The sequence below is a fragment of the Nonomuraea sp. NPDC051298 genome (genome assembly GCF_055586305.1).
In genome coordinates this window covers 623799-642995 of sequence record NZ_JBVJIM010000002.1, presented here as the reverse complement: position 1 = coordinate 642995, position 19197 = coordinate 623799, and the positions used below count along the sequence as shown (strand labels likewise).

The following is a 19197-nucleotide window of genomic DNA, read 5'->3' as shown; positions in this document are numbered from 1 at the left end:
TCTCCCCGGCCACACCAGCGCAGGAGGTGCGCGGCCACCTCAGTCCTCAGCCGACCGTCTCGCGGTCGTGCTGGCAGACCGAGCAGCTCGTCAGCCCGGCCGCCTCGGCTGCGGCGAGCGTCATGGTCTCCACGCCGGTGTCACCCGCGCCACGGATCAGCGGGCAGGCGGTGCTGTGGTAGCGGCGGGTGCCGATGATGACCTTCACAGACACCGAACGGTCGCCCTTGCCACCCTCACCGCTCCCCTTGGAACCGGCGGACGCCTCACCGGCCTTGCCACCGGAAGCCTCCGCGCCGGCACTCCCCGTCTTGGACGGAGCCGCGGCCGTACCGCCCCGAGACTCCGAGCCGCCTGCGGATGGAGAACCGCCGCCCTTCGGCGTCTCCCCCGTGGCAGGGGTGGCCTTGGGAGCGGAGCCCTTGGACTGCTCGCCGCCCGTGGCCGTCTCACGCTTGGGGGCCTCCGTCCTGGACCCCGGCCCGGCGGAGGGCGGACGCCCGGACCCGGGTGAGCCGCTCGCCCCGGAGGGCCCGCCGGAACCGGCCGAGCCGGTCTTCCCCGGGACGCCGCCCGGTCTCGCCTCCGGCCCAGTAGCGGGCCCAGTGGCGGATTTGGTGCCGGGCTTGTCGCCCGGTCGCCCGGCTGCGGGGGTGCCCGTGGGCAGCGGGCCCTTGGGCTTGGCGGTCGACTCGGCCGAGGACGCGGGCCGCTCGTGCAGGACCACGGTCTCCCCCGGCGAGGACGGCTCCTCGACGGGCCCAGAAGGACGCTGGGACGGCTTGACGCCCCCACCCGAAGGCCCAGGCCGCCCGAGCCCGCCGGAAGCGGTCACCCGCGGCTGCGGCGCCGTCGCGGGCCCGCCGGAGTCGTCGTCCTCCGCATCGGGAGGCGGCGTGGTCTTGCCTCCCGCGGGTCCGGTACGCGGCGGAGTACTGCTGGTTGTGTGTCCGGGCCTGCCGCCCGTCTGCCCGGCGCCACCCGCTCGCTCGGACGACCCGGCGGCGCCACCCGGCCCACCGGATCGGCCGCTGGCACCCGGTCGCCCTGACTGCCCGGCGGAAGCACCCGGTCGGCCCGCCCCGGACGCGCCCGCGGACGTCACGGGCGGCTCCCCTGGCCGTCCGGGCTTGTCACCGGACTGGCCGGACCGCTCAGGCGCTCCGGAGGAACCCCCGGAAGGGGTACGGGAGGAGGCACCGGACGAGTCGCTCGAAGAGGCGCGGGAGACGGCGGCAGACGAGGTGGTGGCAGCCGAGGTGCCAGCAGAGGCGGTGGCGGCGGGGGTGGCCTGCGAGGGCTTGCCTCCCGCCGTCTTGGGCTTGCTCGCCGGACCGGCCACGCTCGGGGAGGTCACGCTCGGGGAGGTCACGCTCTCGTCGGCAGAGGGCTCACCCGAACCAGACCGGCCTGACGATAGCCGCTCAGCGGACGGCCGCTCAGAAGAGGGCCGGTCGAAGGAAGGCCGGTCGGCGGAGGCCCGGTCGGCGGTGGTGCGGTCGGACGGGGACGGCCTGCCCGAAGAGGGCCTGCCGGGCGAAGACTCGCCTGCGACCTCACGAGACGCGGCCTCACGAGACGCAGCCCCACGGGACGTGACCTCACGAGACGCGGCCCCGCGCGACTTGGCGTCGCGGGACGCGGCCCCATGGGAGGCGGCCTCACGGGCCGCGGCCTCACCGGACGTGGCGTCGCGGGAGGGGGCCTCGGCGGGCGTGGCCTCACCGGAGGAGGGGTCGTCGGAGGCGGCGGAGGAGGGCCTGCCGGAAGCAGGCGTGCCATCGGCGCGGCGCGCGAAAGGCGGCGGCCGGAAGTAGGAAGTCTCTGACTCCGCCTGCTGATCGTCCGGCGAATCGGCGTCGGAGGCGGCGGAGGAGGAGGAGCCCTTGGCCTGGCCCGCCGGGGCGGCAGGGGAAGGGCCGAACCACCGGGTGGCGCCGTCCTCGTGGGCGGCGGCAGACTCCGGGCTGGGGGTGGAAGCCTTGGTGTCGGGCTTCGGCGGGGTGACCGGCGGCCGTAGGGCGCGGGTCTCCGCGGAGGTTTCGGCTCGGCTCTCGGCGAGAGGAGCGGGGCCGGGGGTGACGACGGACTCGGGGTCGGCGGCAGGCGGTAGTTGCCGTCCGCCGAGCGCGGCGTCCGGCAGACACGTCGTGCAGGGCGTGAAGCCCTCCTCGCGTGCCTCTTCGTACGTGAGCTCCTCGTGCTCCCGCCCTGCCAACTGCTTGCAGCCGGGGACGTGGTAGCGCTTGCGGCCGGGGATCACCAGCACGATCGCGTCCGCCGCGATGCCGCTCGCCGCGGGCCGACGCGCTGCGGGGCTCGGCACGGTCGCCGAGCGCTGCGGCGGCTGCGGATGCGGCCGGGGGTGCGGGGGCGGCTGGTGAGCCGTCGGACCGGTCTGGGTGTACGGCGGAGCGGGCGGCAGGAGCCCCTTCGGGGGGTTGGCCGGCGCAGCGGCCTGCCCACCTCCGGGAAAAAGCTCGTTACGCCGCAGGAACGCCCCGATCACCAGGAACAGCGCGGACAGCACGCTGACCACGATGGACCACATGATCAGGAACGGCTTCGCCAGTACGAAGCCCGCGATCAGCAACACCACTGCCGCGAGCACCAAACCAGCACTGATAAGGATCACAGGGGGCTCTTTCGAGTGACAGGTCCTAGCCTAGCGACGCGCTATTTTACCGGCGGTCGTTGTGCGGACCGTCAACTCCGGGGAAGACGCCCTGCGGAGCCTCGTTGCCGAACGGGTTGGGACCGCCGGGAAGGGGCGGCTGACCCTGGGGGACGGCGTGCGACATCGCGGGAGCCTGACCCTGCGGGCCACCGGACATCACGGGGAAGCCACCGCTGCCCTCGGCGGAGACGTTGAGCTCGGCGAGCTGGTTCTCCAGGTAGAGCTTGAGGCGGCTGCGGTATTCGCGTTCGAAGCTGCGCAGCTCCTCGACCTTGCGCTCGAGCTCGTCGCGGGTCTGCACCAGCGAGCCCATCGCCTGGCGGTGCCGCTCCTGGGCGTCGCGCTCGAGCGTCTCCGCGCGGGCGCGGGCGTCGCCGATGACCTGCTCGGCCTGGCGGCGGGCCTTGGTGAGGATCTCGTCGGCCTCGCGCCTGGCGCGGGTCACCGTCTCGTCCGCCTCCCGGCGGGCGTCGGCGATCGCCTGGTCGGCGGTCTGCTGGGCGAGCGCGAGCACGCGGGCCGCGGTGTCCATGTTGTCCTCGGGGGGAGGCATGCTCATGGCAACGGGGATCGGCGGCTGCTGCACCGGCGGCGGCTCGGGCGCCCGCATGGGCTCCGGCTGCGGCGGCGCCATCATCTCCGGCTTGGGCTGCTCCTGGATCGGCGCGGAGGCCATGGGCATGTTCATGCCGCCCGGCACCTTCCCGCGCAGGCACTCGGCCAGCTTGGCGCGGAGCTCCTCGTTCTCTTGGATCAGGCGGTCGAGCTCAGCCTCCACCTCGTCGAGGAAGGCGTCGACCTCTTCCTCGTCGTAGCCCGGCCGCAGCCGGGTGGTACTGAACTGCTTGTTCCGCACATCAGCGGGCGTCAGCGGCATTTTTTGGTCTCCTTGGCGCGCTTGGAGTCTGTCCGGAGGACGGTAACCCGAATCACTTCAGCGCGGACACGAGTTGGATCATGACCGGTGCCCCACCGGCCCCGTTCATCGCAGCCATCCGGCGAACTGGATCAAGATCAGGACCACGATGAACAGGACAGTGAAGCTTAGGTCAAAGGCCACCGTACCCAACCGGAGCGGAGGAATGAAACGGCGGAGGAACTTGAGGGGCGGGTCGGTTGCGGTGTATATGGCCTCCGCCAGCACCAGGACGACGCCCGTAGGCCGCCAATGGTGGGCGAACGCCTGCACCGTCTCGAAGATCATCCTGCCGATGAGCAGCACCAAATAGAGAGACAGGACAACGACCAAGATCCCACTGACGATCTCCACGGCCCGGCCGCGCCTCCACTTCTGATGTGCCCTCCCGGTCCTGGGGAGACCGGGTTGCTTCCGATAGGCATACAGAGACTCTAACTCTGGTTGAAGAACCCGCGTTCCGCGATTCGGGCCTTGTCTTCGGCGGTCACCTCGACATTGGCGGGGGACAACAGGAACACCTTGTTGGTAACACGTTCAATGCTGCCATGTAGGCCGAAGACCAGACCTGCCGCGAAATCGACCAGCCTCTTGGCGTCGCTGTCGACCATCTCGGTCAGGTTCATGATGACCGGGGTGCCGTCACGGAAGTGCTCACCGATGGTACGCGCCTCGTTGTACGTGCGGGGGTGCAGGGTGGTGATGCGGGCCAGATCGGTCGTGCGGCGTTCCAGGACCGTCGTGGCGGGCCTGGGCGCGGGGACCCCTGCCTCGGGTTCGTCGTCGCGGTCCTGGACCGCCACGGCACGCTCCTCGCCGCCGCGCTGCACCTCGTCCTCGTAGGTGTAGTCGTCGGTGTAGGCCTCGTACCTCTCGTAGCGGTCGTCCTCCACGAGACCGAGGTAGACCGCCATCTTGCGCATCGCGCCGGCCATCGCTACGTCGTCCTCCTGCTCATGGTCGCACTCGCTCGGGCCCGTCGCCGTGTCCGAGGCGGCTGGCGTACCCCCCTGGAGCTCACCGCTGATCGACCTCTACTTGGTCGCGGGCCTGAAGACCCACTTGAGGGGACATTACCTGACGAAGGGCTTGCGACGACCGAGCAACGCCGTACCGACCCGCACGTGTGTCGCGCCGTACGCGATGGCCTCCGCGAGATCCCCGCTCATGCCCGCCGAGACCATAGTGGCCCGCGGGTGCTGTTCCTGGAGGCTCACCGCCAGATCCCGCAGCCGGGCGAACGCCTTGGCCGGCTCCTCGCCCAGCGGCGCCACCGCCATGACGCCGCCCAGCCACACCCCTTCGGCCAGCGCGACCTCGTCGGCGAGCGCGAGCAGGTCGGCGGGGCGCACGCCGCCCCTGGCCGGGTCGTCGTCGAGCGCCACCTGCAGCAGGCAGCCGACGCCGCGGCCCTGACGGACGGCCTCCTTGCTGATGGCCTCCACCAGCCTGAGCCGGTCGACCGAGTGGATCACGTCGGCGTACCCGACGACCGAGCGGACCTTGTTGGTCTGCAACTGGCCGACGAAGTGCCAGGTCAGGGACAACTCGGCGAGTTCGCGGGCCTTGGCCGCGGCCTCCTGGTCGCGGTTCTCGCCGACGTCGCGCACGCCCAGGTCCGCCAGGATGCGCACGTCGTCGGCGGGCCGCGTCTTGGTGACGGCGACCAGCGTGACCTCGCCCCGGTCGCGCCCCACCGCGCGGCACGCCTCGGCGATGCGCGCGTCGACCTCGGCGAGACCGGCCGCGATCTCGTCCCTTCTCACGTGCCCCTCCCCTTCCTGCCCGCGGGTCGCCTTCGCCCGCCCGCTCGCGGGCTTCCTGCTGACGGCCGTACGCACACGACTGCGCCGCTCCCTTGTCACTGCGGGGAGCGGCGTCAGGCGGACGGCTCTTCGCCGGCTATTTGAGGAAGTCGGGAACGTCGAGTTCCTCTTCCTGCTCCTCGAAGATCACCCGAGGACGTTTGGCGGGCTCCGACATGCGGGAGGTGATGGGCGTGGGCGGGTTGGCGGGCTCGGGCGCGGGCCGAGGGATCGAGACGGGGCCGGACGGCTCGTCCGCGGGCTCGTCGTCGGGCCTCGAATCGCGCAGCGGGTCCTGCGCCGCGGCCTGCACCGGTTCCACCGGGCGCACCGGCTCCGGCCTGGGTTCGGGGCGCGACTCCGGCCTGAAGTCCGGACGCGGCTCGGGCCTGAACTCGGCGCGCGGCTCGGGCCGGGACTCGGGGCGGAAGTCGCCACGGGCCTCAGGACGCACCTCAGCGCGCGGCTCAGGACGCAGCGCGGACGCCTCGGACTTCACGCTCGGGGACGACACGCTCGGCCGCGCAGGAGACGATACGGGCGGCGCGACGGGCTGGGCGGCGGGACGGCCCGCCGGGCGGGGCAGTTGTTTCTCCGCCGGGCCCGCCACGTCGTCGAAGCCGGCCGCGATCACCGTCACGCGCACCTCGTCGCCGAGCGCGTCGTCGATGACCGTGCCGAAGATGATGTTGGCGTCGGGCGCGGCGGCCATGGACACGAGCTGGGCCGCCTCGTTGATCTCGAACAGGCCGAGGTCGGAGCCGCCCGCGATCGACAGCAGCACGCCGTGGGCGCCGTCGATGCTGGCCTCCAGCAGCGGGCTGGAGACCGCCATCTCGGCCGCCGCCACCGAACGGTCGTCGCCGCGCGCGTGGCCGATGCCCATGAGGGCGGAACCGGCGCCCGACATGACCGACTTGACGTCGGCGAAGTCGAGGTTGATCAGACCGGGAGTGGTGATCAGGTCGGTGATGCCCTGGACACCCGACAGCAGCACCTGGTCGGCCGCCTTGAACGCGTCGAGCACGCTCACCTGGCGGTCCGAGATCGACAGCAGCCGGTCGTTGGGGATCACGATCAGCGTGTCGACCTCGTCGCGCAGCGTCTCGATGCCCGCCTCGGCCTGCGACGCCCTGCGCCGTCCCTCAAAACTGAACGGCCTGGTCACCACGCCGATGGTGAGCGCGCCCAGCGACCTGGCGATGTTGGCCACGACGGGAGCGCCGCCCGTGCCCGTGCCACCACCCTCGCCCGCCGTGACGAAGACCATGTCGGCCCCCTTGAGGACCTCCTCGATCTCCTCACGGTGGTCCTCGGCCGCCTTGCGGCCGACATCGGGGTTGGCGCCCGCGCCCAGTCCGCGCGTGAGTTCGCGGCCCACGTCGAGTTTCACATCGGCGTCACTCATCAGCAGCGCCTGGGCGTCGGTGTTTATCGCGATGAACTCGACGCCCTTGAGTCCCTCTTCGATCATCCGGTTGACGGCGTTGACTCCGCCGCCGCCGATGCCGACGACCTTGATGACCGCGAGGTAGTTCTGCGGTGCTGCCACGACGAGGGGCCTTTCCGCTCGTTGACTTGCCATTTCGGTGCGGATTGTCTCCGCTTTTTGTCAGTTCGGGTAACTCTCGACCTCAGGTTGAGATTTAGATTTATGTCAACCTGAGGATTGATACGGACAGTAGGAGTTACGCTCCAGGCGGGTCAACTAACCGCGCCGCAAGCACGTCCGGCGTGTCGCGGGCTGTCCGTTTCGCTCCGCGGTCGCGCCTGGTCGCGGCCTTCCACTGCCGAAAGTCCGGCTTACAGGCTCTCACGCCGGGAGCCCCACCTCGCACAGGCTGGGCCATGCTCTTGCCCCGGGGTTGCCAGACCCTGACGATCACGATCACTTCAGGGTCACCACGTCGGGGGAGCTGACGTCGTACAGGGTGACCGCTTTTTCTTTCTTGAGCAGCGAGCTGAGGATGCGGCCCTTCTCCTCCGGCCGGTCGGCACCGCCCCAGATGACGGTACGGCCGTCCGACAGCTCCAGCGTCACGCCCTCGGCCGTGCCCGCGCGCACCTGCCTGACCTTGCCCGCCACCTCGCTCGGCACCGCCTGGATGACCTTGAGCGCGGCCATCATGGCCGGATCGTTCTGGACGGGGCGGTCGACTCTCAGCACGGGCAGCATGGGCGGGGCCGCGGACTCCAGCTCGATCACCACGCCCTGCCCGTCGACGATCGCCATCTTGCCGCCCGCCGGGATCGCGGCGACCGGCTCGCGCTCGACCACCTCGATCTTGAGCGTGCCGGGCCAGACCCGGTCCACCTTGGCGGTGGCGAGCTGTCTGATGCCCAGGACGCGGCTCTGGACGTCGGCCAGGTTCACGGTGGCCAGGGGGTGCAGGTCCGCCACGCCGGCCTGCTGCTCGATCCGCTCGCTCGGCACTGTGAGATTTCCCACGATCTCGATCGAACGGACCCCCAGCACGGGCGAGAAGAACACCAGCCACGCGGCCGACCCCACCACCCCCGCCGTCAGCAACACCAGGAACGCCGTGCGCGCCTTCATCGCCCTCCCACCAGAATGCGGCTCATGTAGGCACCGAACCTACGCCGACCGGGCCCCGGCGCCCGCGCGCCACGCCCAAACGCGCCCGCGCGCCGACGCCCGGGATCCCCGGGCACACCGGCCGATCGGCGCCGGGCCGAGCCGAGGGGAACGTCAGGAGAGCCGGGCGACGATCTGCGGGCCCAGCTCCGTCACGTCGCCCGCGCCCATGGTGAGCACGATGTCCCCCGGCCGCGCCCGCTCCGCCACCAGGCCGGGCACCGACGACCGGTCGGGCGCGTACGCCACCCGCTCGGGCGGCAGCGGCACCCGCCCCGCCACCATCGCCCCGGACACCCCGGGCTCCGGGTCCTCCCTGGCTCCGTAGACGTCGAGCACGATGGCCTCGTCGGCCAGCCCGAGCGCCGCCCCGAACTCGTCGGCGAAGTATCGTGTGCGCGAGTAGAGGTGCGGCTGGAAGACCGCGATCACCCGCCCCGTGCCCGAGTAGGACGCGACCACGTCACGCGCGGCCCGCAGGTCGGCGGCCAGCTCGGTGGGGTGGTGGGCGTAGCTGTCGAAGACCGCGATGCCGCCCGCCTCCCCCTTGGCCTCGAAGCGCCGCTTGGCCCCGGTGAAGGCGCCCAGGCCCTGCCTGATCTCCTCGAACGGCAGCCCCAGCTCATCGGCCACGGCGATCACCGCGGTGGCGTTGAGCGCGTTGTGGGCCCCGGGAACGGCCAGGCGTACCTCTCCCCTGCCCTCGATCGCGAACACGGTGCCGAACCCGTCGGGCCGGACGTCGCGCACCCGGTAGTCGTCGCCGCTGAGGCCGTAGGACTTGACCCGCAGCCCCAGCTCCCCCGCCCGCCGCGCCAGGTCGGCCGAGCCCGGGTCGTCGGCGCAGACGATCAGCAGGGAGCCGACCCGCTCGGCGAACCTGGCGAAGCTGTCGTGCACCGCCCGCGGGTCGCCGTAGTTGTCGAGGTGGTCGGCCTCGACGTTGGTCACCACGGCGATGTCGGGGGCGAGCATGAGGAAGGAGCCGTCGCTCTCGTCGGCCTCGGCCACGAACACCCGGCCCTGCCCGTCGTCGGCCCCGAGGCCGGTGGTGACGAGCTGGCCGCCCACGCAGTAGGACGGGTCGGCGCCGCACTTCTGCAGCGCCACGGTGAGCATCGAGGTGGTGCTCGTCTTGCCGTGGGTGCCCGCGATGGCGACCGCGGTGCGCCCGGCCATGACGGAGGCCAGCGCGGCGGCCCGCGGGATGATCCGCAGGCCCTGCTTGAGCGCCTCGCCCAGCTCGGGGTTGGAGTCGCGGATGGCGGTGGAGACGACCACGGTGTCGACGTCTCTGATGTGGGAGGCGGCGTGCCCGATCTGCACGGTCGCGCCCAGCTCGCGCAACTCGGTGATCAGCTCGGAGCTGCGCGCGTCGCTGCCGGTCACGCGTACGCCGCGTTTGAGCAGGATGCGGGCGATGCCCGACATGCCGGCGCCGCCGATGCCGATGAAGTGCACCCGCCCCAGCTCTTCGACGGCGACGGGATCGACCAGCTTGACGAGACTCATCGGGCTATCTCCAAGACCTTCCTGGCAAGGATGACATCGGCGTCCTTCCTCCCCAGCCGGGAGGCGGCCTCCGACATGACGGCGACCCGCTCGGGGTCGCGGAGGATCGGCAGCACGTAGCGGATGATCCACTCGGCTGACAGCTCGGCGTCGTCGACCACCAGGCCGCCGCCGCCCGCGACGATGCGGTCGGCGTTGACGCGCTGCTCGCCGGTGCCGTTGGGCAGCGGCACGTAGGCGGCGGGCAGCCCGACCGCGGTCAGCTCCGCGCAGGTCAGCGCGCCGCCGCGGCACAGGGCCAGGTCGGCGGCGGCGTAGGCGAGGTCCATGCGGTCGACGTAGGGCAGCAGGACGTACTGCGGGTCGCCGGGCGGCGGCTCCTGCTCGACGGTGTTCTTCGGGCCCACCACGTGCAGCACCTGCACCCCGGCCCGGCGCAGCGCGGGCGCGGCGGCGAGCGCGGCGTCGTTGATCGACCTGGCGCCCTGCGAGCCGCCGAACACCAGCAGCGTCGGCCGGTCGTTCTCCAGCCCGAACCAGGAGCGGGCCTTGTCGCCCATGGACAGCCGGTCGAGCGCGACGATGTCGCGGCGCAGCGGCGTGCCGATGTACTCGGCCTTGGGCAGCACGGGCCCGGGGAAGCCGCTGAAGACGTGGTCGGTCAGCCTGGCGCCCAGCCGGTTGGCCAGCCCTGGGCGCGGGTTGGCCTCGTGCACGACGATCGGCACACCGCGCCGCTTGGCTGCCAGGTAGGCGGGCGTCGCGACGTAGCCGCCGAAGCCGACCAGGACGTCGGCCCTGACCCGGTCGAGTATGCCCACGGCCGCGTTGATCGCCCCGGCCAGCCTGCCCGGCACCGTGAGCAGGCTCGGGGTGATCGCCCTGGGCAACGGCACGGCGGGCACCAGCTCCAGCTCGTAGCCCCTGGTCGGCACGAGCCGCGACTCCATGCCGCGATCCGTGCCCATACAGGTGATGCCGACGCTCCGGTCAAGATGGCGCAGCGCGTCCGCAAGGGCGAGCGCGGGCTCGATGTGCCCGGCCGTCCCCCCACCGGCGAGGACCACCCTCATCTCGGTCACTCCCTAACGTGTCACTCGGCCTCTGGTCGTACGTCCCAGGCCAAGCCAGCTTAGGGCCCGGGCGGCCGGTCCGGGGCCACGAGCGGCCAAGGCCTCCCGCGCGCCGGGCTCGCGTTTGGCGAACGACAACAGCATGCCGAGCGCGGCGAGCGTGGGCAGCAGCGCGGACCCGCCGTACGAGACCAGCGGGAGTGGGATGCCGGTGATCGGCAACACGCCGAGCACGGCCCCCATGTTGACGGTGGCCTGACCCACGATCCAGGCCACCATCGATGCGGCGGCGAGCCTGATGAAGGGGTCGCTGACGCGTACGGCCACCCGCAGCCCGGCGTAGCCGAGCAGACCGAACAGCGCGACCACCATCAGCGTGCCCATCAGCCCCAGTTCCTCGCCGACGATGGCGAAGATGAAGTCGCTCTCACCGTGCGGCAGCCAGCTCCACTTCTGCCGGCTGCTGCCGAGCCCGAGCCCGAACCAGCTTCCCGAGCCCATGGCGATCTGCCCCTGCACAGCCTGGTAGCCGGCGCCCTGGGCGTCGGCCCACGGGTTGAGGAACGCGCCGATGCGCGCCATCCGGTACGGCTCCACCTTGATCATGATGACCGCGGCGAGCACCGCCAGCGCCATGACGCCACCGAACAGCTTGACCGGCGCTCCCACCACCCACAGCAACGACAGGAAGATCAAAAAGAGTACCAGCGTCGTGCCCAGGTCGCGCCCCAGCATGACCATGACGGCCAGGATCGCGGTGCCGGGCATGAGCGGGATCAGCATCTGACGCCACTCGATGCGGCCCTGGCGAGCCCGCCTGGCCAGCAGGTCGGCCCCCCACAGCACGAGCGCGAGCTTGGCCGGCTCGGACGGCTGGACGGTCAGCGGGCCGATGTAGATCCACCGCTGCGCGCCCAGCTCGGCCGAGCCGATGAACAGCACCATGACCAGCGCGATGATCGACAGCGCCATCAGCGGGTAGCCGGCCCAGCGGAAGAACCTGACCGGCAGCCGCGAGCACAGGTACATCACCGGCACGCCGACCGCGGCCGACAGCGACTGCTTGATGAACCACGAGAACGGGCTGCCGGTCCACTTCAGCGCCTCGATGCTGGAGGCCGACAGCACCATCATCAGCCCGAGCGCGAGCAGCAGCGCGCTGCACATGATGATCAGGTAGTAGGTGGTGAGCGGCTTGTCGAGCAGCTCCTTCAGCGCGCCGAGCTGCTCGCGCGCCCAGCTTCCCGGGCCCTCCTGCGCCGCGGACCGCTCCCGCTCCGCGGCGGGCCGCTCCCTTTCCGCGGCGGGCCGCTCCCGATCCTCATCGACCGTGCTCACGCCGCGCCCTCAACCCGCGTACGGCACGCGCGAAGGCCTCCCCCCGCGCCGGATAGTTGGCGAACATGTCCAGGGAAGCCCCCGCCGGGGAGAGCAGCACCGTGTCTCCTGGCGAGGCCAGCCGGGCGGCTTCGGTGACGACCTTTTCCATCGCACCAGTGTCCCGATCCGCGATGTCCACGAGGGGGACATTCGGCGCGTGTCGCGCGATGGCTTCGGCGATCCGCGCGCGGTCGGTGCCGAGCAGCACCGCTCCGCGCAGCCGGGGGGCGGCCTGGCGTACCAGCTCGTCGACGTCGGCGCCCTTGAGCAGGCCGCCCGCCACCCACACCACCGACGGGTACGACGCCAGCGCCGCGGCGGCGGCGTGCGGGTTGGTGGCCTTGGAGTCGTCGATGTAGTCGACCTCGCCGATGCGGTCGACGTGGGCCAGCCGGTGCGGGTCGGGCACGAAGTCGCGCAGACCCTGCCGCACGGCCTCCGACGGCACCCCGAGCGAGCGGGCCAGGGCGGCGGCGGCCAGCGCGTTGGCCACGTTGTGCGGGGCGAAGGGGCGGATGTCCTCCAGGGTCGCCAGCTCCTCGGCCGCCTCGACCGGGTCGGCCACGAACGCCCGGTCGACCAGCAGGTCCTCCACCACGCCCAGCTCGCCCCGCCGGGGCACCCGCAGCGTGAACCCGACGGCGCCCGGGTAGGGGGCGGCCAGCCGGGTGGCCTCGGGGTCGTCGGCGTTGAAGATCACCGTGCCGGCGCGTTCGAAGACGCGGCCCTTGGCCGCGGCGTACTCCTCCATCGAGCCGTGCCAGTCGAGGTGGTCGGGGGCCACGTTCAGCACGGCCGCGGCGTGCGGGGCGAGCGTGGCCGACCAGTGGAGCTGGAAGCTGGACAGCTCGACGGCCAGCGCGTCGTACGGTTCGGCGACGGCCTGGACGACCGGCACGCCCACGTTCCCCACCGCCACGGCCTTGCGACCGGCGGCCAGCAGGATCGAGGTGAGCATGCGCACGGCGGTGGTCTTGCCGTTGGTGCCGGTCAGCGCCAGCCAGGGCGCCGCCTGGGCGGGACGCAGCCGCCAGGCCAGCTCCACCTCGCCGACGACCTCGACCCCGGCCCGCAGCGCGGCGGCGACGAGCGGGTGGTGCGGCGCCCATCCCGTGGTGACCAGCCGCGTCGCCCCCTCGGGCAGCGTCGGCTCCCCGAAACGGGTCTCGACGCCCACCCTGGCCAGCTCGGCCGCGGCGGCGAGCTGCCGCTCGCCCTCCACGGCCTCGACGACCACGACCCGCTCGCCCCGCGCGGCCAGCACCCTGGCCACCGCGGTGCCGGACACGCCGAGCCCGGCCACACACGTGAGGTTCATGGCCTGGGCATCCATTCGACGTAGAACAGGCCGAGGCCGAGCGCCGCGCACAACATCGCGATCAGCCAGAAGCGGACCACGATCGTGGTCTCCGCCCAGCCCTTCAGCTCGAAGTGGTGCTGCAGGGGCGCCATGCGGAACACGCGTTTCCCGGTCAGCTTGAAGGAACCGACCTGGATGATGACCGACAGCGTGATGACCACGCACAGACCGGCCAGGATGATCAGCAGGAGCTGCGTACGGGTGGCGATGGCCAGCCCGGCCAGCACGCCGCCCAGGGCCAGCGAGCCGGTGTCGCCCATGAAGATGCGGGCGGGCGGGGCGTTCCACCACAGGAACCCGATGAGCGCCCCCAGCACGGCGGCGGCCACCACGGCGAGGTCGAGCGGGTCGCGTACCCAGTAGCAGTTGGGGCCGAGCTGGTCGATGCAGTTGTTGCGGAGCTGCCAGTTGCCGATCAGCACGTACGCCGCCAGCACGACGCCGGTCGCGCCGCTGGCCAGGCCGTCGAGGCCGTCGGTGAGGTTCACCGCGTTGGAGAACCCGACGATCATGATGAGGACCCAGATCGTGAAGCCGATCATGCCGATCGAGGGGCCGAAGTCGCGCAGGAACGACAGGCGGGTCTCGGCGGGGGTGATGCCGTACACGTTGGGCTGGCGTACGACGAGGAAGGCGAAGACGGCGCCGACGATGAGCTGGCCGAGCGCCTTGGCGCCGCTGCGCAGGCCGAGGCTGCGCTGCTTGTAGATCTTGATGAAGTCGTCGAGGAACCCGACCGCGGCGAGCCCCGTCATCAGGAACAGCACCAGTCCGCCCGACACCGTGGGGGGTTCGAGCATGACCAGGTGGGAGGCGCCGTAGGCGAGCAGGGAGGCCAGCACGAAGACCGTGCCGCCCATGGTGGGGGTGCCGCGCTTGCCCTGGTGCTGCGGGCCCTCCTCGCGGACCTCCTGGCCGATGCCACGCCGCGAGAACAGCCGGATCGCCAGCGGGGTGCCCAGCATCGAGAGGATCAGGCCCACCGCACCGGCGACGATGATGTTGGTCACTGGGGGGCACCTCCGAGCACCAGCTCGGCCGTACGCTCCAGGCCCATGACCCTGGGCCCCTTGATCAGCACCGCGTCACCGGCTCGCAGCCACCCGGCCAGCTCGGCCGCCGCCGCCTCGGCGTCGGGCACGTGCACGATCCGTGTCGGCTGCCCTTGGTACGCGGCCCTCTGGGCGCCTGGGGGCGGTGTCCCCTGCGCGGGAGGGGCGTGGGCCGTGCGGCCCGCCTGGGCGGCCCCCTGGACGGACTCGTGGGCTCCCGCCAGCACGTGCTGGGCGTCGGGCCCGGCCACGACGAGGACGGCCAGCCCGGCCGCGCCCGCCATGCGCCCCAGCTCGGCGTTGAGCGCGGGCCCTTCCTCGCCCAGCTCCCGCAGCGCCGCGATGACGGCGAAGCGCCGCCGCCCCCGCCCGAGCACCTCGAACGTCTGGAAGGCGGCCCGCATGGAGTCGGGGTTGGCGTTGTAGGCGTCGTTGACCACGGTCACGCCGTCGGCCCGGTCGGTGACCTCCATGCGCCAGCGGCTGGCCGGGGTCGCCTCCGACAGTTCCTCGGCGATCGTGGCCACCGGCAGGCCCAGCTCGTAGCCGGCCGCCGCGGCGGCCAGCGCGTTCTCGACGGCGTGCGCGCCGTACAGCTTGAGCGACACGTGCGCGGCCCCCGAGGGCGTGCGCAGCGTGAACGAGGCGCGGCCCCTGGCGTCCATCACGACGCCCTCGGCCCTGATCGCCGCCTGCTCGCTCTGCCCGAAGTACGTGACCCGCGCCTCCGTGCGCGAGGCCATCCCGCGCACCAGCGGGTCGTCGGCGTTGAGCACGGCCACGCCCGAGCGCGGCAGCGACTCCACCAGCTCGCCCTTGGCCTTGGCGATGGCCTCCTTGCCGCCGAACACCCCCAGGTGCGCGGTGCCGACGTTGAGCACCACGCCGATCTGGGGCGGCGCGATGCGGGTCAGGTCCTTGATGTGGCCGATGTTGCGGGCGGCCAGCTCCAGCACCATGTAGCGGGTGTCGAGGTCGGCCCGCAGCACGGTCAGGGGATGGCCGAGCTCGTTGTTGAAGCTGCCGACGGGGGCGATGGTGGTGCCGATCCGGCCGGTGAGCCGGGCCAGCAGGTCTTTGGTGCCGGTCTTCCCAGCCGAGCCGGTCACGCCTATCACGGTGACCGCGGTCAGCGTACGGGCCTGCGCGGCGGCCAGCTCGGCCAGCGCGGCGGCGGTGTCGGGGACGATCACCGCGGGCCCCTCGACCGGCCGGCCGGCCAGCACGGCGACGGCTCCGGCCCGTACGGCCTGCGCGGCGAAGTCGTGACCGTCGACCCGCGCGCCCTTGACGGCGACGAACAGGGATCCCGGTTCTACGGCCCGCGAGTCGATCACAACGGGCCCGCGCACCACCGCACGGGGATCTGCCATGCCCGACAGGGCGCCCGAGGTTATCTCGGCGATCCTGGCCAGAGGCAACGGGATCATTAGTGCTTCCTGCTTTCCTTACGTGCGTCGATCGCTTCGGCGACCACTTCGCGGTCGTCGAAGGGGATCACCTCGCCTGAAACGTACTGGCCCTGCTCGTGACCCTTGCCCGCGACGACGATCACGTCGCCGCGTCCGGCACGGGCGATCGCCAGGCCGATGGCGGCCGCGCGGTCGGGCTCAATGATCACATGAGCGCGGTCGTGCTGCGGAACGCGGAGCGCTCCCTCCATCATCGTCGCGAGGATGGCCAGCGGATCCTCGGAACGCGGATTGTCGCTGGTGAAAATGGCCACATCCGCCAGTTGGGTGGAGATTTCCCCCATGATGGGTCGTTTGCCCTTGTCGCGGTCACCGCCGCAGCCGAGCACGATCGTCAGCGTCCCGGCCGTGACCGACCGCAGCGAGCGCAGCACCGACTCCACGGCGCCCGGCTTGTGCGAGTAGTCGACGACGGCCTGGAAGTCGTCGCCGGCGGCCGTGACGCGCTGCATGCGACCGGGCACGCCGGTCAGCGTGCCCACGCCGTGCACCGCCGCCTGCAGCGGCACCCCGGCCTCGACGAGCGTTACGACGGCTCCGAGCGCGTTGGCCACGTTGAACGGGCCGGGCAGCGCGATCTGCGCGTCGGCCTCGACCCCGCCGGGCCCGACGATCCTGAACGCGCTGCCGTCGGCACCGAGCCGGGCGTCCAGCGCCCGCCACTCGGCCTCCGGGTCGCCCAGCGCCGAGAACCTGGTCATCGGCACCTTCGCCAGGTGGAGCAGCTCACGCCCGTAGCGGTCGTCGATGTTGGTCACGCCGACGCGGCTCAGCTCGGGCTGGAACAGCTTCACCTTGGTCGCGAAGTAGTCGTCGAAGTCCTTGTGGAAGTCGAGGTGGTCCTGCGACAGGTTCGTGAACAGGGCGACGTCGTAGAAGACGCCGTCGATCCTGCCGAGCGCGAGCGCGTGGCTGGAGACCTCCATGGCGGCCGCCGTGACGCCCTCCTCGCGCATCAGCGCGAACAGGCCGTGCAGCTCCGACGCCTCCGGAGTGGTGAGCGTGGGCTGGAAGCGCAGCTCGCCCGCGTGGATCTCGACGCCGCCGACCAGGCCCGCCCGGTGCCCGGCGGCCTTCAGCCCGGCCTCGATCATGAACGTGGTCGTGGACTTGCCGCTGGTGCCGGTGACGCCGATGACCTGGATGTCGTGGGCCGGCTGGCCGTACACCCAGGAGGAGATCGGCCCGAGCAGGGCGCGCGGGTCGGGCACGATGAGCACGGGCAGCCCGGTGGCGACGGCCGCTTCACGACCGGCGCGGTCGGTGAGCACGGCCACGGCCCCGCTCGCCAGCGCGTCGGCGGCGAACTCGGCGCCGTGCACCTGCTTGCCGGGCAGGGCGACGTAGAGGTCGCCGCGCCGGACGTTGCGGGAGTCGATGGTGACGCCGGTCAGGGCGGCATGGGGTGACCGCGACGTGCCCGAATCGGCATCGAGCATGGTCGCCAGCCCGGTCAGCGGGCGAGGCGGGCTGGTCGTGGGACGCATAGACGACGGGGGACGCACGGCGAGAGCGTACCTTCCCTGGTCACTGTCCCGCGCGCGCACGCACCGGCGGCGCGGCGGAGCCTGTGGGAGGAATCTTCTTGCTCTTGATGGCGAACGTCATCACATCCTTGAACACGGGGGCCGCCAACTGCCCGCCGAAGTGGCCGTTCTTCGGGTTCTGCAACACCGAGAGCACCACCAGCCGGGGCTGGTCGGCCGGCGCGAACCCGACGAACGAGGCAGTGTAGCCCTGGTATCGGCCCAGCTCCGCATCGTAGCGGTTGGCCGTGCCCGTCTTGCCCGCCACCCGGTATCCGTCGATGGCGGCGAGCTGGCCCGTGCCCTCCTCGCCCACCGCGCTCTCCAGCATCGTCGTGATCTCCTTGGCCGTCGTCTCACTCACCACCCTGGTCTGCTTACCAGCGGGAGCGGGAACGAACCTGCCCGTCGCGTCGGTGGCGCCCGCCACGATCCGCGGCTCGATCTTGACGCCGCCGTTGGCGATCGTCTGGTACACGCTGGCCATCTGCAGCGCGGTCACCGAGACGCCCTGCCCGTAGGCGACCGTGCAGTTCTGGCTGCCGGACCACTTGCGGTAGTCGGGCAGCAGGCCCGCCTCGGCGCTGGGCACGCCGCCGCCGGGCGTGGTGCCGAAGCCGAACGCCTTCAGCATCCCGTACAGCTTCTCGCTGCCGATCTTGCGCGCCGCCATCACCGTGGCCACGTTGCTGGACTGCGCCATGGCCTGGCGGAACGTCATCGCCTCCACCTCGTGCGCGTGGGCGTCGCGCAGCACCTGGTCGGCGCACCTGATCCGGTCGGGCACCCGGTACACCGTGTCGGGCGTGACCGCCTTGGCCTCCAGCGCGGCGGCGGCGGTGATCACCTTGTTGGTGCTGCCTGGCTCGAAGACGTCGGCGGCGGCCTTGTTGACGTAGCTCGACTCCGGGGCCTTGCGCCAGTTGTTCAGGTCGAGCTCCGGCGCGTTGGCCATGGCGACGATCTGGGCCGTCCGCACGTCCATGACGATCACGGTGCCGCTGTCGGAGCCGGACTCGCGTACCTGGTCGGCGATCGACTGCTGGGCGGCCCACTGGATGTCGCGGTCGATGGTCAGCCGCACGTCCTGCCCGTCGACGGGGGCGGTGCGCTGGCTGCTGGTCATCGGGATGCGCTGGCCGTCGCGGCCGGTCTCGACGCGCTGCTCGCCGTCGCGGCCGGCCAGCACCGAGTTCTTCGCCTGCTCCATGCCGCCCAGGCCGTTGCCCTCGTCGCCGACGAACCCGATGAGGCTGCCCGCCAGGTCGCCCGCCGGGTAGAGGCGGCGGTAGGTCTTCTTCGCCGACAGCGCGGGCACCTGCGCCTGGAGCAGGCGGGTGGCCACGACCGGGTCGACGTCTCTGGCCAGGAGCTGGTAGTGGGTGCCGGTCTTGGCGAGCTTGCCGGCGATCTCCTGCTCGTCCTTGCCGAGCTGCTGGGCCAGGAGCTTGGCCACCTCCTGGCGTACGGGGGCGGGGACCTTGGTCGGGTCGATCGACACCTCGCGGGCCTCGACCGTCACGGCCAGCTCGTGGCCGTTCACGTCGGTGATCGAGCCGCGCTTGGCCGGGATCGTCTCGACCTGCCGGCGCTGGACGGCGGCGGCCTCCTCGTACACCTTGGAGTCGAGGCCCTGCATCTGGATGAGCCGCCCGGCGAAGATCGACAGGACGAACGTCATGCCGATGAGGCCGATGTTGATGCGCCTGCGCGGGCTGCCCAGCCGCAGCATGAGCGGCGGCCTGGGCGGGCGCGGCGGCGTGGGGGGACGGCGCGGCCCCCGTGGCGGCGGCACGTCCGCGCCACGGCGCGCGGCCGTCGGCTCACG

Annotated in this window: 15 protein-coding genes; all 15 read right to left on the bottom strand. The window is 72.0% G+C overall.

Translation table 11 applies throughout. The features are described from left to right. Window positions 1-46 precede the first annotated feature (46 nt). Window positions 47-2614 carry a hypothetical protein gene (locus ACZ6S0_RS08285; protein WP_465914604.1) on the bottom strand — a complete coding sequence of 856 codons (2568 nt, stop codon included), beginning with the start codon at window positions 2612-2614 and terminating at the stop codon, window positions 47-49. A gap of 67 nt (window positions 2615-2681) precedes the next feature. Beyond that, window positions 2682-3554: a DivIVA domain-containing protein gene (locus ACZ6S0_RS08280; protein ID WP_465914603.1), complete on the bottom strand. Its 873-nt coding sequence runs from the start codon at window positions 3552-3554 to the stop codon at window positions 2682-2684. Between the two features lie 105 nt (window positions 3555-3659). Further along, window positions 3660-3947, bottom strand: coding sequence for a YggT family protein (locus ACZ6S0_RS08275; protein ID WP_344891563.1), 288 nt, complete (start codon window positions 3945-3947; stop codon window positions 3660-3662). Window positions 3948-4027: 80 nt separating this feature from the next. Continuing rightward, window positions 4028-4528 (bottom strand): cell division protein SepF, encoded by a 501-nt coding sequence (locus ACZ6S0_RS08270; protein ID WP_465914600.1) that lies wholly within the window; start codon window positions 4526-4528, stop codon window positions 4028-4030. Between the two features lie 138 nt (window positions 4529-4666). Further along, complete coding sequence (locus ACZ6S0_RS08265) at window positions 4667-5359, bottom strand: YggS family pyridoxal phosphate-dependent enzyme (RefSeq protein ID WP_465914598.1); 693 nt, start codon at window positions 5357-5359, stop codon at window positions 4667-4669. Between the two features lie 136 nt (window positions 5360-5495). Then, window positions 5496-6950: a cell division protein FtsZ gene (ftsZ, locus tag ACZ6S0_RS08260; RefSeq protein WP_465914596.1), complete on the bottom strand. Its 1455-nt coding sequence runs from the start codon at window positions 6948-6950 to the stop codon at window positions 5496-5498. Window positions 6951-7286: 336 nt separating this feature from the next. Beyond that, the gene (locus tag ACZ6S0_RS08255) at window positions 7287-7955 is read right to left on the bottom strand and encodes a cell division protein FtsQ/DivIB (RefSeq protein WP_465914594.1); all 669 of its coding nucleotides are present in this window, start codon (window positions 7953-7955) and stop codon (window positions 7287-7289) included. A gap of 153 nt (window positions 7956-8108) precedes the next feature. Continuing rightward, the gene (gene murC / locus ACZ6S0_RS08250) at window positions 8109-9506 is read right to left on the bottom strand and encodes a UDP-N-acetylmuramate--L-alanine ligase (RefSeq protein WP_465914592.1); all 1398 of its coding nucleotides are present in this window, start codon (window positions 9504-9506) and stop codon (window positions 8109-8111) included. Next, complete coding sequence (gene murG, locus ACZ6S0_RS08245; RefSeq protein WP_465914590.1) at window positions 9503-10579, bottom strand: undecaprenyldiphospho-muramoylpentapeptide beta-N-acetylglucosaminyltransferase; 1077 nt, start codon at window positions 10577-10579, stop codon at window positions 9503-9505. Before murG ends, murC begins: the two co-directional genes overlap by 4 nt. Window positions 10580-10591: 12 nt before the next feature. Continuing rightward, on the bottom strand, window positions 10592-11917 hold the full coding sequence (gene ftsW / locus ACZ6S0_RS08240) for a putative lipid II flippase FtsW (RefSeq protein ID WP_465914587.1): 1326 nt from the start codon (window positions 11915-11917) through the stop codon (window positions 10592-10594). Then, the gene (gene murD, locus ACZ6S0_RS08235) at window positions 11901-13277 is read right to left on the bottom strand and encodes a UDP-N-acetylmuramoyl-L-alanine--D-glutamate ligase (protein WP_465914585.1); all 1377 of its coding nucleotides are present in this window, start codon (window positions 13275-13277) and stop codon (window positions 11901-11903) included. The genes ftsW and murD overlap by 17 nt, the downstream gene beginning before the upstream one ends. Further along, window positions 13274-14329 carry a phospho-N-acetylmuramoyl-pentapeptide-transferase gene (gene mraY, locus ACZ6S0_RS08230; RefSeq protein WP_465914583.1) on the bottom strand — a complete coding sequence of 352 codons (1056 nt, stop codon included), beginning with the start codon at window positions 14327-14329 and terminating at the stop codon, window positions 13274-13276. Before mraY ends, murD begins: the two co-directional genes overlap by 4 nt. Beyond that, window positions 14326-15801, bottom strand: a complete 1476-nt coding sequence (locus ACZ6S0_RS08225; RefSeq protein WP_465914581.1) for a UDP-N-acetylmuramoyl-tripeptide--D-alanyl-D-alanine ligase — start codon at window positions 15799-15801, stop codon at window positions 14326-14328. The genes mraY and ACZ6S0_RS08225 overlap by 4 nt, the downstream gene beginning before the upstream one ends. Further along, window positions 15801-17330, bottom strand: a complete 1530-nt coding sequence (locus ACZ6S0_RS08220) for a UDP-N-acetylmuramoyl-L-alanyl-D-glutamate--2,6-diaminopimelate ligase (RefSeq protein ID WP_465914579.1) — start codon at window positions 17328-17330, stop codon at window positions 15801-15803. Before ACZ6S0_RS08220 ends, ACZ6S0_RS08225 begins: the two co-directional genes overlap by 1 nt. A gap of 40 nt (window positions 17331-17370) precedes the next feature. After that, window positions 17371-19101 carry a peptidoglycan D,D-transpeptidase FtsI family protein gene (locus ACZ6S0_RS08215; protein ID WP_465915226.1) on the bottom strand — a complete coding sequence of 577 codons (1731 nt, stop codon included), beginning with the start codon at window positions 19099-19101 and terminating at the stop codon, window positions 17371-17373. Window positions 19102-19197: the final 96 nt, after the last annotated feature.

Bases quoted from the DNA above. Each gene is read 5' to 3' on its own strand.
- ACZ6S0_RS08280 (WP_465914603.1), bottom strand. From the start codon at position 3,554: ATGCCGCTGACGCCCGCTGATGTGCGGAACAAGCAGTTCAGTACCACC.
- ACZ6S0_RS08270 (WP_465914600.1), bottom strand. From the start codon at position 4,528: ATGGCCGGCGCGATGCGCAAGATGGCGGTCTACCTCGGTCTCGTGGAG.
- ACZ6S0_RS08255 (WP_465914594.1), bottom strand. From the start codon at position 7,955: ATGAAGGCGCGCACGGCGTTCCTGGTGTTGCTGACGGCGGGGGTGGTG.
- murC (WP_465914592.1), bottom strand. From the start codon at position 9,506: ATGAGTCTCGTCAAGCTGGTCGATCCCGTCGCCGTCGAAGAGCTGGGG.
- murG (WP_465914590.1), bottom strand. From the start codon at position 10,579: ATGAGGGTGGTCCTCGCCGGTGGGGGGACGGCCGGGCACATCGAGCCC.
- murD (WP_465914585.1), bottom strand. From the start codon at position 13,277: ATGAACCTCACGTGTGTGGCCGGGCTCGGCGTGTCCGGCACCGCGGTG.
- ACZ6S0_RS08225 (WP_465914581.1), bottom strand. From the start codon at position 15,801: ATGATCCCGTTGCCTCTGGCCAGGATCGCCGAGATAACCTCGGGCGCC.
- ACZ6S0_RS08220 (WP_465914579.1), bottom strand. From the start codon at position 17,330: ATGCGTCCCACGACCAGCCCGCCTCGCCCGCTGACCGGGCTGGCGACC.
- ACZ6S0_RS08215 (WP_465915226.1), bottom strand. From the start codon at position 19,101: ATGCTGCGGCTGGGCAGCCCGCGCAGGCGCATCAACATCGGCCTCATC.